Annotated in this window: 18 protein-coding genes; 11 read left to right on the top strand and 7 right to left on the bottom strand. The window is 36.7% G+C overall.

Annotation, left to right across the window (positions count from 1 at the left end; genetic code table 11):
- Window positions 1-182 precede the first annotated feature (182 nt).
- On the bottom strand, window positions 183-902 hold the full coding sequence (locus tag GGQ92_RS04745) for a metallophosphoesterase family protein (protein WP_184245132.1): 720 nt from the start codon (window positions 900-902) through the stop codon (window positions 183-185).
- Between the two features lie 124 nt (window positions 903-1,026).
- On the opposite strand from GGQ92_RS04745, the gene GGQ92_RS04750 reads away from it, so the two are divergent.
- Complete coding sequence (locus GGQ92_RS04750) at window positions 1,027-1,470, top strand: DUF5392 family protein (protein ID WP_184245134.1); 444 nt, start codon at window positions 1,027-1,029, stop codon at window positions 1,468-1,470.
- 537 nt (window positions 1,471-2,007) lie between these two features.
- Window positions 2,008-2,685 carry a response regulator gene (locus GGQ92_RS04755; protein ID WP_184245136.1) on the top strand — a complete coding sequence of 226 codons (678 nt, stop codon included), beginning with the start codon at window positions 2,008-2,010 and terminating at the stop codon, window positions 2,683-2,685.
- A gap of 3 nt (window positions 2,686-2,688) precedes the next feature.
- Here GGQ92_RS04755 and GGQ92_RS04760 read toward each other — a convergent pair whose 3' ends face one another.
- Entirely contained in the window at window positions 2,689-3,453 is a 765-nt protein-coding gene (locus tag GGQ92_RS04760) for an AraC family transcriptional regulator (RefSeq protein WP_184245138.1), read from the bottom strand.
- 118 nt (window positions 3,454-3,571) lie between these two features.
- Between GGQ92_RS04760 and GGQ92_RS04765 the strand changes: the two genes are divergently transcribed.
- The 9 genes from GGQ92_RS04765 (at window position 3,572) to GGQ92_RS04805 (ending at window position 12,420) form a co-directional block, all read left to right on the top strand.
- Entirely contained in the window at window positions 3,572-4,294 is a 723-nt protein-coding gene (locus GGQ92_RS04765; RefSeq protein WP_184245140.1) for a ThuA domain-containing protein, read from the top strand.
- Window positions 4,295-4,323: 29 nt separating this feature from the next.
- A complete protein-coding gene (locus tag GGQ92_RS04770; protein WP_184245142.1) occupies window positions 4,324-5,379 on the top strand; it encodes a Gfo/Idh/MocA family protein in 1,056 nt (351 codons plus the stop codon).
- A 6-nt stretch (window positions 5,380-5,385) separates the two neighbouring features.
- Entirely contained in the window at window positions 5,386-6,144 is a 759-nt protein-coding gene (locus GGQ92_RS04775) for a sugar phosphate isomerase/epimerase family protein (protein ID WP_184245144.1), read from the top strand.
- A gap of 140 nt (window positions 6,145-6,284) precedes the next feature.
- Window positions 6,285-6,776, top strand: coding sequence for a PTS sugar transporter subunit IIA (locus tag GGQ92_RS04780; RefSeq protein ID WP_184245146.1), 492 nt, complete (start codon window positions 6,285-6,287; stop codon window positions 6,774-6,776).
- Between the two features lie 204 nt (window positions 6,777-6,980).
- Window positions 6,981-8,642, top strand: coding sequence for a PTS transporter subunit IIBC (locus GGQ92_RS04785; protein ID WP_184245148.1), 1,662 nt, complete (start codon window positions 6,981-6,983; stop codon window positions 8,640-8,642).
- Window position 8,643: 1 nt separating this feature from the next.
- Window positions 8,644-9,438, top strand: coding sequence for an endonuclease/exonuclease/phosphatase family protein (locus GGQ92_RS04790; RefSeq protein ID WP_184245150.1), 795 nt, complete (start codon window positions 8,644-8,646; stop codon window positions 9,436-9,438).
- Between the two features lie 2 nt (window positions 9,439-9,440).
- Window positions 9,441-9,932, top strand: a complete 492-nt coding sequence (locus GGQ92_RS04795) for a PTS sugar transporter subunit IIA (protein ID WP_184245152.1) — start codon at window positions 9,441-9,443, stop codon at window positions 9,930-9,932.
- Window positions 9,933-10,098: 166 nt separating this feature from the next.
- Entirely contained in the window at window positions 10,099-11,061 is a 963-nt protein-coding gene (locus GGQ92_RS04800; protein WP_184245154.1) for an acetylxylan esterase, read from the top strand.
- A gap of 12 nt (window positions 11,062-11,073) precedes the next feature.
- On the top strand, window positions 11,074-12,420 hold the full coding sequence (locus tag GGQ92_RS04805; RefSeq protein ID WP_184245156.1) for a GH1 family beta-glucosidase: 1,347 nt from the start codon (window positions 11,074-11,076) through the stop codon (window positions 12,418-12,420).
- Window positions 12,421-12,518: 98 nt separating this feature from the next.
- On the opposite strand, the gene GGQ92_RS04810 is transcribed toward GGQ92_RS04805, so the two are convergent.
- From GGQ92_RS04810 to GGQ92_RS04830, 5 genes are all read right to left on the bottom strand, one after another.
- Window positions 12,519-13,589 carry an ABC transporter substrate-binding protein gene (locus GGQ92_RS04810; RefSeq protein ID WP_184245158.1) on the bottom strand — a complete coding sequence of 357 codons (1,071 nt, stop codon included), beginning with the start codon at window positions 13,587-13,589 and terminating at the stop codon, window positions 12,519-12,521.
- Window positions 13,590-13,622: 33 nt separating this feature from the next.
- A complete protein-coding gene (locus GGQ92_RS04815; RefSeq protein ID WP_184245160.1) occupies window positions 13,623-14,414 on the bottom strand; it encodes an ABC transporter ATP-binding protein in 792 nt (263 codons plus the stop codon).
- Between the two features lie 18 nt (window positions 14,415-14,432).
- Window positions 14,433-15,200: an ABC transporter permease gene (locus GGQ92_RS04820; protein WP_184245162.1), complete on the bottom strand. Its 768-nt coding sequence runs from the start codon at window positions 15,198-15,200 to the stop codon at window positions 14,433-14,435.
- Between the two features lie 126 nt (window positions 15,201-15,326).
- Window positions 15,327-16,274: a ribose-phosphate diphosphokinase gene (locus tag GGQ92_RS04825; protein ID WP_184245164.1), complete on the bottom strand. Its 948-nt coding sequence runs from the start codon at window positions 16,272-16,274 to the stop codon at window positions 15,327-15,329.
- Window positions 16,275-16,346: 72 nt separating this feature from the next.
- Window positions 16,347-17,471, bottom strand: a complete 1,125-nt coding sequence (locus GGQ92_RS04830; protein ID WP_184245166.1) for a glycerate kinase — start codon at window positions 17,469-17,471, stop codon at window positions 16,347-16,349.
- Window positions 17,472-17,565: the final 94 nt, after the last annotated feature.

Here is a 17,565-nt window from a genome sequence, read left to right on the forward strand (position 1 = left end):
ACTAGAGGAGAACTAATTTGCAGTTTATATGAAAAGTATTTCATGAGTAAAATGGGAATCAGAGGTGATAACGTAGGTAAAATTAGATGCTTAATAATGATGAACATAAACGAGATAAAGCGATAAATAAAAATGCAGAGCATCCAAATGGATTCTCTGCATATAATAGTTCATTTATAAAATTAATTATTACCTGATTGAATGATGTTTTTCATTTTAGTCGCATTAGGATAGTTGTAATCATCGTACTGCTGACATACTTTCTCTAAATCATAAGGAACTCTAATATGGTGAAATTCAACTTGCCCGTTTGAAACATCAATTAATACATAAGAGGCCTTTGGAATTCCATCAAAAGGTAAACCAACACTGCCAACATTGACAACCGTTTTACCATGAATAATCCGCTTATACGCTTTGTGTATATGACCATAAAGATAAATATCAGCCTCTTTATCTTTCATTAGCTTTTCTTCTATTTCGTGATCTGCCTCATTCTGTAAGACATTTTGAAATAAACTTTTCGGAGTAGCATGGAAACCATGAAACCTGACTCCTTCTACTTCAAAATACAATTCTGTTGGGAGGCTAGCTAAATACTCAAGTTGGTGCTCTTGCAACTGTTCCTGAGTCCAAGTCTGTTCTTGCTGCATAATCGTTAAAGCTTGATGAGGTACTTCACCATTCCTAACTCCACGTACTACCCATTCATCTGCATTACCTTTTATGACTTCCTCCGTTAAAAAACGTACTAAGTCTATAGAACGAGAGGGTTCCGGTCCGCGAAAGGCAATATCACCTAGCACAATGATGCGATCTGCTTTCTTCGCACGTAAATCTTTGATTACTGCGTCGAGCGCCACTGAATTTCCGTGAATATCTGAAAGAATAGCTATTTTCATATTTTGCACCTCGGCCTTCGCTAGTTTTATGGATGAAACAAAGGTTTTGACGAAAAACTTAGAATCACGCTATAATGAGATTATACACATAGTATCACTAATTTTACCAGAAAGAGGGATGGAAATGTTTACGATGATGACGAATAATATTCCTCAATCGACACAGAAAGAACTAGAAAAGCTTTTCAGTAAGTTAACCCCGTTAATGAAGAAGAACGCAAAATATATGATGTTTGCAGTTCCACTTTTAATTATATCCTTTACCAATTTTATCTTTTTTATTTTTCTTGGTGGCTTTTCCGAAGGCATGTTGATTACTGCAATTATTTATGCGGTAATGGCTGCAATTGGAATGGCATTATTCAAAGAAACAAAATATTTAAAGAAAGAGATAAAGGAACTCGAATTAGAACATGTTATCGGTCGAATTAAAGACAGTGACATTATTAATGATTATCGAAAGAAAAATTATACAGATCAGATTAAATCTGAACCAAAGCTTGCGATTCAAACTTTCATCAGTTTTTTACAGGAAGAAAATGATCGAAAAAATATTATTGAGGATTAAATATACTAATTGTTAACCAGTAGATATCACTATCTGCTGGTTTTTTCTATTTTTTCGGTAATTTAAGTACGTGTTACTAAACGATACCTGTTTTTAAGAAACTATTGTAATTACTAAAATAGGTGGTAGTATAACTGAGAAAATGCTCTTATGTGCTATGGATTAAAGAAAAAGGAAAATTAGTCGATAAAATAGATATAGTTACTTTTCATCAGTTTAAAATGGTAGGAAAGAAATGTCGTACTATATATACATAGATTATACCCAACTAAAGTTGTTTTATTCCTCAATAAGTCTCTTCTGATTTCCGTTAACTGGAAAGACTCTTGTCACAATCTAGTAAAATTACCCTAAAACTCATAATATGTAGAAAAAAAGTGAAAAAGATAGATAAAAAAAGTATCATATGGTAGAATTGTTAACGATAAAATGATAAAAAAGTAATGGTTTTCATTTCTCGGTAAATATAAATACCTATATTGGACGGGGAAAAAGCATCACGATGTACTTGGTGTTTTGAAGAGGGGAGACAATTATATGGAAAGATGTACAGTTGTTATTGCAGAATCACAAACATTATTTAGAGATATGATTACTAGTTTTGTGGAGGATATGGATGACCTTCGAGTTATTGGAACTTTCAAAGATGGTCAAGAAGTTCTTCAGTTTATTAATAAAGTGGAAGTACGCCCTTCCTTAGTCTTACTTGATATTCATATGCCAACTATGGATGGATTAGCATGTGCGAAAAAGTTAAGAGAAATCCATCCAGAAATAAAAATTGTCTTGTTGTCAGCTTTTGATGATGAAGAATCGATTGAATCCGTATTATCAGTAGCGGCGGATGGATATATTTTAAAAAGTGCAAGTTTAGATGAATTTAAAGAAACTCTCCATTTTATTATTAATGGGAGGTTTGTTGCTCCTCAACGTTTAATTCAAACTTTTTCGAGAAGACTAACTCAACTAATTAAACTAGAACAAGAAAATTCCATTTATTATTTGAAGGAACAATTGCATAATAGTCAGCACATCAATAAAAGAGAATGGGACATTATCCAGTTATTGAAAAGAGGCTGGACAAATCGAATGATTGCAGAAAAACTGCATATAAGCGAAGGTACCGTGAAAAATTATCTATCTATTATTTATAAAAAACTTGAGATTAGAAATCGTGAAGACTTACTTCGCATGCTTACAGATATGGCTAATTAATTCTTACATGTTTAATCGATACTCTCTCGGTGACTGCTGATAGTGTTTTTTGAAGACTCGATGAAAGTAAGAATATGAACTAAAACCACAATTTAATGCAATATTCTCAAGAGTCATAGTAGTGTATTTCATTTGATTAATTGCGGCCGTTAAACGAATCGATTGCGCATAATCAATGATCGTCTGCTGAACATGTTCTTTAAATAGGTGGGCACAACGAGAGACGCTAAGGTTACACTCTTCAGCTACATCCTTTAATTGAAAATCTTGTTTGATAGCATTAACTTCAATATAACGCATCATTTTCGTTACGATATAGGGACGATGTACATCTCTTCCTTTTCTATCCAACGATCGTTCTAATGATAGAAGCAGCGCGCTTAGTAAGTGATACGATAGCTCGCTGTTTTTTTCTTTGTTTGGTTTTCTTTCCTCTATAATTAATTGATTCCATAGCTCTAACAACGAATCCTCCATATGTATTTCAGTAATGGATGGTGCCATGCTAAACTTTTCGTTAATCCAATCACCTTCGCAATATACGTTAAAATCTCCACTTGGTTCATTTTCACTCACAAATAGTTCATATTCCTCGTGTGGCTTAACTATGACTAAAGAACCTTTTTGTACCGTATGATATTTATTCCTAATCTTAACATGCGCCTTACCTTCTACTTGTAAACGAAATAAATAAGCACTTAAACGGGAACGATGCAACGTTTGAAACGTTCTATTATGATAAGAATAACCACAAAAACCAATCCTCATATTAAAATCTCCTTTAAAAATAGCAAGATAGTTCATGTAATAATTATATCATTTATGTTCAAATAATAAATCAACCTTTAAAATTGTAAACGAATACAAGAGGAAAAGGTGATTTTGGATGAATGTATTAGTTTGGAATGAGAATCGACATGAGAAATTAAACGAAGAGGTAGCAAAAATTTATCCTGATGGTATACATGGTGCATTGAAAGGTTTTATCGAAGAAGAAGAGATTGTTGTAGAAACGGCAACATTGGATGAAGAAAATCATGGGATAACAAAAGAGAGATTAGAGAACACCGATGTTCTTCTTTGGTGGGGCCATTTGGCACATCATGAAGTAAATGATGAAATTGTCGAACTCATACATGAACGCGTACTTGAAGGTATGGGTCTAGTTATACTACATTCTGGTCATTTCTCTAAAATCTTTAAAAAGCTTATGGGAACGAGCTGTGACTTGAAATGGCGTGAAGTCGGAGAAAAAGAGAGAATGTGGGTCGTACACCCGTCTCATCCAATCGTAGAAGGAATAGACCAATATATCGAAATTGAGCAAGAAGAAATGTATGGTGAGCATTTTGATATACCTGCACCAGATGAACTCGTTTTAGTTAGTTGGTTCGAAGGTGGTGAGGTTTTCCGTTCTGGTTGTGTATATTATCGTGGCCAAGGTAAAATTTTTTACTTCCGTCCCGGTCATGAAACTTTCCCAACCTATTACAACTCGGATGTACAGAAGGTTATTAAAAACGCAGTGAATTGGGCAAAGCCAACAACAAGATCACGTCCAATTTACGGTAACGCAAAACCGTTAGAAACATTAACAAAAAATAACTAATTCATCATCATATTAGAAGGAGTGAAATTATGGAAAAGTTACGTGTTGGAATAATCGGTGCAGGTGGTATAGCGACAGATGTACATATACCTGCGTATCAAATGGTACCAGAAAATGTAGAGATCGTTGCAATTAGTGATGTAGTGTATGAAAAGGCGAAGGCTGTTGCTGACGATAAAGGTATCCCTCACGCATTTGAAAGCTATGAAGAAATGCTAAAACATGTAGAACTTGACGCTGTTAGTATTTGTGTACCGAATAAATTCCATAAGGATGCGACTATTGCGGCTCTACAAGCGGGCTGTCATGTTCTATGTGAAAAGCCACCTGCAATGAACCAAGAGGAAGCAAAGGAAATGGAAGATATTGCAGTTGCTAACGGTAGATTATTAATGTATGGCTTCCATTATCGCTTCACCCAAGAAGTACAAACAGCTAGACGTTTTATAGATGCCGGGGAATTAGGAAACATTTACAATGCACGTGTTCAAGCAATTCGTCGTCGCGGAATCCCTGGATGGGGTGTTTTTACGAATAAAGAATTACAAGGTGGAGGACCGCTCATTGATATTGGGGTTCACATGCTAGATACGGCATTATATCTAATGGGTTATCCGGAACCAGAGGTGGTATTAGGAAAAACACATCAACAAATCGGTACACAAAAAGGTGTAGGCTTATTAGGCGAATGGGATTTTGAAAACTTTACCGTAGAAGATATGGCAGTAGGTATGATTACGTTTAAAAATGGTGCTTCTTTAGTATTAGAATCTGCATTTGCAGCTAACGTCAAAGAACGAGAAGTAATGCAAGTATCGTTACTAGGTAACAAAGGTGGTGCGGATATCTTCCCATTGCATATTTACCAAGAAAAGCATGGAGCACTTGTTGACTTATCTCCGCAATATTTACCAGAAACGAATGCGCATCGAGATGAAATCCATTCATTTGTTGCAGATTGTATTAATAACAACATTACAACAAGATTAGCAGAGCAAGGAACGCGTATTCAAAGAATAATTGATGCTCTTTACAAATCTGCTGAAACAGGAAAGGCAATTCATATTGATGAGGGGAGAGTTTGATCGGCAATGGGGAAAATAGCTATTCAATTATACTCTGTACGTGACTATATGGCGCAAGACTTTTTAGGAACGTTAGAAAAATTGGCGAATATGGGATATGAAGCAGTCCAGTTTGCAGGGTTCTTCGATACAGAAGCAACCGAGCTAAAAGAAGTTATGGACAGAGTAGGACTGTCTGCAGCTGGAAGCCACATGCCTTTCGAATCGTTAACTGGTGAACAGCTAGAAGCCTCTTTGGAATATAACCGAACGATTGGGAATAATCTCATCATTTGTCCCATCTTACCAGAAGAATATCGTGTCGATGAAGCAGCATACTACCGTGGGGCTGAAGAACTGAATGAAATTGGCCGAGTATGTAAGGAAAATGGGTTTACTTTTGCTTACCATAATCATGATATGGAGTTTATTGATTTAGGCAATGGTAAAACCGGATTTGATATCATTTTTGAGGAGACCGACCAAGACTTTGTTAAAGTTGAATTAGATTGTTATTGGGCTACGTATTCAGGCGTCGATCCTCATCAAGTAATACAAGCGTATAATGGTAGAGTCGTGTCCCTACACATGAAAGACATGGCTATTGAAAATGGCCAGAAGCGTAGTATCGAACTGGGAAGAGGTTCCCTTGATATACAAGCTTTACAACAAACTGGTGAGGAAGCAAATGTTTCATGGTTTGTTATTGAACAAGAACAGTTCGATGGAGATCCACTTGTAGCGGCCGAGGAAAATGTGGTGAATTGGAACAAAATAATTAAATAAAATCTTGACAAGGCTTACTCCTGAAAATTAGTTGGAGTAGGCCATTTTTTTATAGCGTTTTTTTAGAGAATGAAAAGGGTAAACACAACTAACATAAATAGTTGTGTGAGACCAATAAAAGTAAAGAAGGAGTGATTGTTTTGTTAAGAAAGCTTTTTAAAAAGCAAGAAATGGATATGAATGTGTTGTCCCCATTGTCAGGAAAAGCAATTCCGCTAGAGGAAGTACCAGATGAAGTTTTTTCTCAAAAGATGATGGGAGATGGAATTGCGATTGAACCAATTAGTAAGGATGTTTTAGCACCTTTTAGTGGGGTGGTTGTCAATGTATTTAAAACCAAACATGCGATAAATTTACGAGCAGATAATGGTGCAGAAATGCTCATCCATATGGGTCTAGAAACAGTGGAACTAGATGGAAAAGGATTTGAAGTCCATGTTAATGATGGACAAGAAATTAAACAAGGTGATTTACTAGCAACCTATGATATCGAAGCAGTAGCTAAAGAAAATTATAAAACCGTGACTCCGGTTATACTTTTAAATGGTGAAAAATTTTCGTTGACTCAAGTGAAAACGGATGTAGAAGTTTCTGGAGGAAAGGATTTAATTTTCCAACTAGAAATTTTGTGATTTCTAGTAAAAGCAATAAAATCATTCGGATTTTATTGCTTTTTTTGGTTATACTATATAGAGTTTATACATAAGAAAGTTGTGCAAACGTTTCCTGTTAAAAATAATTATTATTTAATCATTGATAAATAATCTTTAATATATTAAACTTTAAAGTGTGCAAACGGTTGTACAAAAAAGTTAGGTAAAGTGAGGATATACATTATGAGAAAATTTATCTCGTTTGATTTTTGGCAAAAGCTAGGGAAAGCGTTATTAGTAGTTGTTGCAGTTATGCCAGCTGCAGGGATAATGATTTCTTTAGGAAAACTTGTTTCAATGTCTGGTGGGGATATTTCCTTTGTACTTGGCATTGGTAGGGTCATGGAAGAACTAGGTTGGGCGATTATTGGTAACTTACATGTATTATTCGCCGTAGCCATTGGGGGATCTTGGGCAAAAGAAAGAGCAGGAGGAGCATTTGCTGCGCTACTCGCCTTTATACTAATTAACAGGGTCACCGGTGCAATTTTTGGTGTAACAGGAGATATGGTTAGTGATCCTAATTCTGTAACCACTTCCTTATTAGGTTCAGAGTTAGCAGTAGGTGATTATTTTACTATGATTCTTGGGGCACCAGCGTTAAATATGGGTGTATTTATCGGGATCATATCAGGTTTCCTAGGTGCAAACGTATTTAATAAATATTACAATTTCTCAAAACTACCACAGGCACTTTCATTCTTTAATGGAAAACGCTTCGTTCCGTTTGTGGTAATTTTATGGTCGGTTGTTGTAGCAATCATCCTTTCAATTGTATGGCCATTTATCCAAGGGTTGTTAAATGATTTCGGTCGTTGGATTGCTACATCAAAAGATACGGCGCCATTTTTTGCACCATTTATTTTTGGTACGTTAGAACGTTTATTATTACCATTCGGGCTTCATCATATGTTAACAGTACCAATCAACTATACAGAATTAGGTGGAACGTATACAATCTTAACTGGTAACGGTGCTGGAACAATGGTTGCTGGTCAGGATCCGTTATGGCTTGCGTGGGTATCGGACTTGAATAACCTTGCAGCTGCGGGTGATATGAATGCTTATAATCAGTTGTTGCAAGAAGTGACACCTGCTCGTTTTAAAGTAGGACAAATGATTCTTTCTACAGCTGGTTTGATCGGTATTGCGCTCGCGATGTATCGTAATGTTGACAAAGATAAGAAAACGAAATATAAATCAATGTTCTTATCTGCTGGTTTAGCTGTATTCCTTACAGGGGTAACAGAGCCAATCGAATTTATGTTTATGTTTGCAGCTCCACTTTTATATGTTGTATATGCAATTATGGCAGGTTTAAGTTTTGCAATTGCGGATCTTATAGATTTAAGAATTCATTCATTTGGTACAATAGAGTTATTAACAAGATTACCAATGACCATTAATGCAGGTCTATTACAAGACGTTATTAATTTTGTTATCGTTTGTGCGATTTTCTTCGGATTGAATTTTGTGATTTTCAACTTCTTAATTAAGAAATTTAAAGCACCAACTCCAGGTCGTTTAGGAAATTATACGGATGAAGATAGCAAAGAAGAAAATAGTAATAGTAAAGAAACTACAAAGGATACTGAAACAAATGACGATTCAGAAGCAGCTAGAGTTGTCACACTGCTAGGTGGTAAAGAAAATATTGATGATGTTGATGCATGTATGACAAGATTACGTGTAACTGTGAAAGATTTGGATAAAGTAAAAGAAGAAGCAGAGTGGAAGAAAACAGGCGCGCTAGGTCTTGTTTTAAAAGATAAAGGTGTGCAAGCAATCTACGGACCAAAAGCGGACGTATTAAAGTCCGAAGTACAAGATTATCTGGAGGATTAACATGCGTTTACTTACACTTAACTGTCATTCGTGGCAGGAAGAGAATCAAGTAAAGAAAATTCAATATCTTGCAGAAATTATTGCGGCAAGTGATTATGATGTTGTTTGCCTACAAGAGGTAAGTCAGTTAGAATCAAGTAAGCAGGTAATGGATACCATTCGAGAAGATAATTATGGTCTACTTTTGCAACAAGAATTAAAAGGGCATGGGAAAGATTACTCCCTTCATTGGCATCAGGCGCATAAAGCGTTTGATGTTTATGAAGAAGGTTTGGCAACATTAACAAAACATCCAGTCAAACAAAGTGAAGCGCACTTTGTATCTGGCTCGCGAGACCTAAACTACTGGAAAACGAGAATTGTTCTTCATACTGACATTGAAATTGGTGGAGAAATCTACTCTTTCTATAATTGTCACTTTGGTTGGTGGAATGATGAGGAAGAACCAGGTTCTGAGCAACTTCAAAGGTTAATGGACCTCATACCGAATGAAAAAGTTAGCTTTTTATTAGGTGATTTTAATAGTGAAGCGAGTATGAAAGATGAAGGGTACTCGTATATAGTAAATAATGGCTGGTATGATACGTATGAAGAAGCTAATGAAAAAGACGAGGGCATCACGGTGCCTGGAGAAATAGCTGGTTGGGATAACCATGCTGATAAAAAAAGGATAGACTATATTTTTACAAATAAAAAATGGACTGTTACCCATTCTAATGTCATCTTTAATGGAGACAATAAAGATGTGATATCTGACCATTATGGTGTAGATGTGAAAATTGAGAGGGAGGCATAAAATTGCTAAAAAAATTATTTAAAAAGACACCAGAGACAATTGATTACGTAGCACCATTAACAGGGAAAGCTACTCCACTTGAAAACGTACCTGATGAAGTGTTCTCTCAAAAAATGATGGGCGATGGCCTTGCAATTGAACCAACAGATAATCAAATTGTTTCACCGATTGATGGTGAGGTTGTTGATGTGTTTAAAACGAAACATGCGATTAGCTTTCGTGCAGAAAATGGTGCGGAGTTACTCATTCACATGGGGTTAGACACTGTACAATTGGACGGAAAAGGATTCTCTATTTCGGTTGAGAACGGGCAAAAAGTAAAAAAAGGTGATCCACTAGGTACATTTGATATCGACGAAGTTAGCAAAGCAGATTATAAAACGATTACTCCGTTAATTCTTTTAAATGGTGAGCAGTTCCAATTATCCGAAGTAATTGGTGAACAAGATGTCCGAGCAGGCACTGACGTACTTTTCAAAATTGTAAAAAAATAACACACCTTTAACACCTAGGCAAATACCGCCTAGGTGTTTTTATTAATTTCCCTAATAAAACGTTTGCAAAAATTATCAGTATATATGATAATAAACGTATCTGGCTATTTTTTTTGTAGTGTAGGAAACCGATTTCCGAGATATATAAAAGGAGGGGGAATAGAGAATGCACATGGATATGCCTTTGGAAGAATTAAAAAAATATCAAGGGAAGAATCCTAAGCCGTCTGACTTTGAAGAATATTGGGATCGAGCTTTAAAAGAACTAGGACAGCAATCACTTAATTATGAACTAGTAGAAGCAGACTTTCAGACGCCATTTGCCGATTGCTATCATTTAACTTTTACGGGCGTTGGAGATGCAAAGGTATATGCTAAATTTATTAAACCGAAAAAACATATTGCAACTGGTCAAGCGGTTGCGATGTTTCACGGTTATTCGGTAGATAGTGGAGATTGGTTGGATAAGCTTGCATTTGCCGCCCAAGGTATTACGGTCTTGACACTTGATTGTCGTGGTCAAGGTGGCAGGTCAGAGGATACTTTAAGAACAAAAGCTACAACAATGAGGGGTCTCATTATTCGCGGATTGAATGATAAAAATCCGGATAATTTATATTACCGTAATGTATTTCTTGATACAGTTCAGACAGTGAGAATATTGCAGGCAATGGAAGATGTGGATGCCAAACGTATTGGGGTATATGGCGGATCACAGGTGGGAGCACTTGCACTTGCGTGTGCTGCACTAGAGAACACGGTAAAAGAAGCAGTTGTTATTTATCCATTTTTAACCGATTATTTGAGGGTATGGGAAATGGATATCCAAAACTCTGCTTATGGTGAAATAGCAGAATTTTTCCGAAATACGGATCCTACACATGAACGACATGAAGAATTTTTTACAAAGCTAGGTTACATAGATATTCAGCATCATGCACCTAACATAAAGGCAAATGTCGATTGGTACATTGGCCTTAGAGATCAAATATGTCCACCATCTAGTCAGTTTGCAGCTTACAATAAATTAACTTCCAAGAAGACAATGAAGATTTATTATGAATTTGGACATGAACATCTACCACACGTTGGTGATTACGCATTACAAAAATTGAGCAAAAATTTATAATGGAGGTTTAACATGACAATTATACAATTTCCTAAAGATATGAAATGGGGAGTGGCTACTGCTTCTTATCAAATTGAAGGCGCGACTAAAGAAGGGGGAAGAGGACTATCTATATGGGATACTTTCTCCAAGACACCAGGAAAAGTAGTGAATGGTGATAATGGGGATGTAGCGTGTGATAGCTACCATCGTTATGAAGAAGATGTAGAGCTAATGAAAGAACTAGGAGTGGATACCTATCGTTTTTCTGTTGCATGGCCACGTATTTTTCCGAATGGTGTTGGTAAAGTAAATCAAGAAGGATTAGATTATTACCATCGTCTAGTAGATGCGTTAATAGAGAATGATATCGAGCCGATGTGTACGCTATATCATTGGGATTTGCCACAAGCTCTTCAAGATAAAGGTGGTTGGGCGAATCGAGAAACAATTGATGCTTTTGTTAGCTATTCGGAATTAATGTATAAAGAGTTCTCTGGGAAGATTAAAAAGTGGATAACGCTAAATGAGCCATGGTGTATTTCGTTTCTGTCGAATTATGTCGGCATACATGCACCAGGAAATCAAGATTTACAATTAGCGACTCAAATTTCCCATCACCTATTAGTGGCGCATGGAAAGTCAGTCTTAAAATTCCGCGAGCTTGGAATCGATGGTGAAATTGGGTTTGCACCGAACACGACTTGGTTAGAGCCATATAGTACACGCCAAGAGGATATCGATGCGTGTAACCGTGAAATTGGCTGGTACATCGAGTGGTTTATGGATCCGGTCTATAAAGGAACATATCCAGAATTTATGGTGGAGTGGTTTAAGAAAAAAGGAGTCGAATTGGAAATCCAAGATGGAGATATGGAGACGATTCAACAACCGATTGACTTCTTAGGGATTAACTATTATACCGGTCACATTGCTCGTTATAAGGAGAATGAAGGATTACTAGATTGGGAGCTAGTTGAGATGAATTATGATAGAACAGATATTGGCTGGCCAATTTATCCGGATGGTTTTTATAACGTATTAACGAGAATAAAAGATAACTATGGTGATGTGCCTATCTATATCACGGAAAACGGTTCTTGCTATAATGATGAACCTGAAAATGGTGTGGTGCAAGATGATGGTAGAATCAGTTACTTTGAGCAACATTTAACGGCATTACATCGAGCAATGGAATCAGGTGTGAATATTAAAGGGTATATCATCTGGTCTTTATTAGATAACTTTGAGTGGGCAGAAGGATATACGATGAGATTTGGAATTGTTCATGTTAATTATAGAACGCTAAAACGTACACCAAAGGAAAGCTATTATTGGTTAAAACAAACAATCTCAAACAATTGGTTTGAAACAAACTAGACGAAAACGAAAAATAGTATCATTCTTTATGTGCACCCCTTGAGTTAGACCAAAATCTAACATAAGGGGTGTTTTTAGAGCGAAAATCTCATATTCTTTCAATCTTTGGATTCTTCGTATTCACCAATTAGTTCTAAAACCTCATCAACGAGCGACATATCAATGATTTGTTCTAAATCCATATCGTCTTGAATCGCTCCATTATTTTTATAAAACTCATACTGTTTTTGGATGTCTTCTTCAAATAGTTGACCATTTGGGTCTAAGCCAGTTACCCCAACTTCTTCCCAAACTTCTTCCTCTTTTAGAGCTGTATGCTCTGCCATAATCGAAATTATCTCATCTTTATCACTGGTGTCTTTTACAAAAGCGTCATTATAATCGCGAATACCTTGAAGATAGGCAGCCATAAAACGAATCGCTACATCCCTTCTTTCATTTAAAAATACAGGAGATCCAAGTACCATAGCAATTTGTGCTTCTGGAGCATAATCAGTTGTATCATGGAAGCGTTGATGAACCCCTTGCTTTTCACCTTGTGTAATCAACGGTTCTATTTGTAAAGCTAAATCAATTTGATTATTTGCCATTGCTGGAATCATGTTGCTAAAGTCACTCATTAATGTAAATTCTACATCGTCTCTATCAAGTCCAGCGTGTTTTACCATTTCATTAAATATATAATCGTCAATTCCATTTTGTGTAGACACAGCAATTTTCTTGCCTTTAATATCTTTATACTCTGTAATAGTATCAGCTAAGTCTTCACGAACAACAAAACTGAAGTAAGATTCTCCCTCATTATTATGCCCTTTATCTGCAATAAATCGAACATCAATACCTTGAGCAATTGAATTAAAGAAGGAAGCAGAGGAAATTCCTCCTGCGACATCTACCTCGCCACTCGCTACAGCCGGGAGCATTTCATCACTGTTACCAAACGTTGCGAACTCTACTTCGATATTATATTGTTCAAAATATCCTTTATCCTTAGCGATATAAAACCCTGCACCAGAAGCTGAACCATCTTCTGCAATAATAACCTTCTCCGTCTCTTCTAATGGTGATAAAGATGCATCGTTATCATGATTGGTTGATTCAGCTTCTTGTTTACAAGCTACTAAGAAAAAAAGAATGAAAAACAAGCACAAAAAGATTAGTTTCTTCATGTAACATCCTCCTTGTATGTTCCATTTACCAATCTAGGCATTCTCAGGAGAAAGGTGCTCCCGATTTTCTTTCACTTCTCGTTGTAAATGATCCCATACGTCAATAAATATTTGAGTTAATTCCTTACTAGAGCGTACGTCTTCAATGGTACGTGGTCTAGGTAATGATATAGGGATATCCTTTACAATCGTACCTGGTTGAGAGCTCATAAGAATGATTCGATCAGCTAGTAATAAAGCTTCATCAATACTGTGGGTTATAAATAGTACCGTTTTTTTCGTCTCTTGCCATATAGATAATAGTTCTTCTTGAAGGATGAACTTATTCTGTTCATCTAATGCAGCGAAGGGTTCATCCATTAGAAGAATTTCGGGATTATTCGCAAATGCACGTGCTATACTAACCCGTTGTTTCATCCCGCCAGATAGTTCTTTAGGGTATAAGTGTTTATATTGTTGTAGGCCAACTTTATACAGATATTCTTTTGTGATTGTTTTGATTTTCTTAGGGTGTTCATGCCGCATCTTTAACCCGAATGCAACGTTATCCTCTACTGTTAACCAAGGAATAACGCCTTTTTCTTGAAACACCATAGATTGCAAAGGAAGATTTTTTTGAGATTGTGAAATTTGAATCGTACCTGAGGTTGGCGTTTCTAATTGTGATAAAATACGTAATAAAGTTGATTTTCCACATCCACTAGGGCCTAATAAGCAAACAAATTCGCCTTCCTTAATTTCGAGATGGATATCTTTCAGTGCATCTAAGTATTTCTCTCGTTTTATAAACCGCTTCGACAGACCTTTAATCAAAATTTTAGACAAAATAATCCTCCTTTTGCGTTATTTCCAGGGTAGTAATTTCTTCTCCAACGCTCTCAGTAAAAGAGAGAATAAATAGCCAAAAAAGGAGATTAACAACAAACCAACAAACATTTGCGGTATTAGGAAAGCCTTATAGTTCATCCAAATTAAATATCCAATTCCACTGTTAGCTCCAATCATCTCAGCAGCGACGATGGTTAGAAGTGCAATTGCCTGCCCCATTTGAATGCCTTCCAGCATGACTGGCATCGCACCAGGAAGAGCAATTTTAAAGAAAAAATCCTTTGCATTTGCTTGATAATTTTTTGCCACGTCCATATATATTTTATCTATGTTGCTTACACCTGCAGCAGTATTAATAACGACAGGGAAAAACACACTAATAGCAATGGTCATCATCTTTGAGAATTCCCCAATACCGAATAAAATTAATATGATAGGTAACATCGCGAGTGTAGGTATCGGCATGAAAATCATAATGATCGGTGAAAAGAAAAAGCGGAAATACCGATACATCCCCATAATTAAGCCAATAATGATTGCTGGAACGACTCCAAGAATAAATCCAAATAAAATTCTAGTTAAGCTGACAGAAACATGATCAAATAATTCACCAGACTTTGCCATATCAATAAGTGTAGTAATAATGAGGCTGGGAGCGGGGAAAAATCTAGGGTCTATTATGGCTGTTTGCGAAAGAACCTCCCAAACAATTAACAATATAACTGGTGATGAAATAGTGATTAGTTGTGGAATAGAAATGGATGTTTTCCATTTTGTAAACATGCAGTTAAATCCCCCTCTCTATACAGTTATAGTATGTGTTAGCCTAGAGAGGTGTGCCAGAAGAATAGGGGGGAGGAATTAAGAAAAGAGCAGTGACCGATGCTTGATACATGGTCACTACTCTTTTTAATAAAGGGAACTCATAGATTGTTGTTCATAAAGTCGAATAATCGCTTTTGCAACAACAGGTGCTACTGTTAACTGGGTAATCTTATCGATTTTTTTATGCGGTGCCAACGGAATTGTATTTGTTACAACTAACTCCTTTATTGTAGACTGCTTCACTTTTTCAATAGCAAGATTCGACAATACAGGATGTGTTATGCATGCATAGATTTCTCTTGCTCCTTGAAGAGTCAGTGCCTCTGCTGTCGTAATAATTCGGTGTCCTGTATCAATAATATCATCAACAATGATTGCTGTTTTGTTATGTACTTCACCGACAACTCGTATTTCTGCGACCTGATCCCTTGGTCCTCTCCGATCAATAATGGCAAGTGGAGCCTTTAATTGATTAGCAAGATTTCTGGCACGGGAAACGCTACTATGATCAGGTGCAACAATGATGATATCTTCTAGATTTTTTGCATCTAAGTAGTTTCCGATTAGAGGTATGGCAGTAATAGGGTCTACTGGTATGTCAAAAAAGCCTTGCAACTGTGGTGCATGTAAGTCGATAGAAATAACTCTTGATGCTCCAGCCTTTTGAATTAAGTCTGCAACTAGCTTTGCAGTAATGGGTTCTCTAGACCTGGTTTTTCTATCTTGACGTGCGTAACCATAATATGGAATAACCAAATTAATGGACCGAGCTGAAGCGCGTTTTAAGGCATCCGTCATGATGAGGAGTTCCATAATATGGTCATCAACAGGGTCAAACGTCGACTGTACGACATAAACGTCACAGCCTCGAATACTTTCATCCACATTGATGTGAATCTCTCCATCACTAAACCTTCTTACTGTACATTTACCGAGTTCAATACCAATATTTTCAGCTATTTCCTCAGCGAGTGCAGTATTTGAACTTAAGCTGAAGACTTTAAGCTTTGAATTTTTATAGGTAGCTTCCAACAAGATGACCTCCTAGGGGTGGTATGTGTCCTTTAATATTATGACAAAAACCGCACGAACAGACAAATAATCTTACTTTATTGTCTGAATTAAGGAGAATATTTGTTTTGTTTGTTCCTTCAAAAGCGGAATCGTATCTTCTAAACATTGTTCTAATGACATTGGTCGATTAGCAATACTGAAACAGCCTGCAAAAAGTTCACGTAATTTTTCTGTACCCTCTCCTAGGCTACCAGATAGTAAAACTACAGGAACTTGATAGTCGTTGCCCAAGGAAGCGATATACCCAGGTGCCTTGCCGTATAACGTTTGGAAGTCACTTTGACCTTCACCAGTAAAAATAAGATCTGCTTTCTTGACGGATGAGGATAAATCTATTGTATCTGCTACTAACTTTGCGCCAGGTACTAGCTTGCCTCCTAGTATAAGGAAAGCGAAACCTAAGCCCCCAGCAGCACCTGCGCCTGGTGTACGATGGAAATTCTGCTGAAGCTGATTTTCTACTAATTGAGCAAAATGAAATAAACGTTTGTCCAGTACTTCCATCTGGTTAGAGTTTGCCCCTTTCTGTGGTCCATATACATAACTAGCACCGTTAGGACCATTTAAGGGGTTGTCGACATCACATGCGATTTGTAATTCGATGGAGGACAATCGAGAATCTAGCGTATCTAAATTAATACGGTCCAAATTTAATAAATCTTCGCCAAATCCTTTTAATGCGTTTCCGTTTTTATCGAAAGCTTCCATACCTAAGGCCCGAAGCATTCCTAATCCCCCGTCATTCGTTGCACTTCCTCCCAACGCAACGATAACTTTTTTACAACCTTTGTTGATGGCATCTAGGATAGCTTCACCTACTCCGTAAGATGTTGTATGATAAGGATTCCGTAAATGGTTAGGTACTTGGTCAAGGCCAGCATGCATGGCAGTTTCAACTATTGCTGTGTCGGAATGGAGTAGAGCATAGCTAGTACTAATCGGCTCTCCTAATGGTCCCGTTGTAGTTAGGTGAATGCGCTTTCCTTTTGTGGCAGCTAAAATAGCATCAATCGTTCCCTCACCACCATCTGCCATTGGTTTCGTAGTAATGGAAAGATGTTGCCAATCTTCTAATAGAGCTTCTCGAATTGTATTAGCTACTTGTTCTGCGGATAGACTACCTTTAAAGGAGTCAGGTGCAATAAGAATATTCAATTTGTATCCCCCAATTGTTAATGAATTAAGTTCTACCATAAATTATACTGAAAATCTTTCTTTCGTACAATATGAGAGATAGAGAGGATGATGG

The sequence above is a fragment of the Gracilibacillus halotolerans genome, from assembly GCF_014206945.1.
Taxonomy (GTDB): domain Bacteria; phylum Bacillota; class Bacilli; order Bacillales; family Amphibacillaceae; genus Gracilibacillus; species Gracilibacillus halotolerans.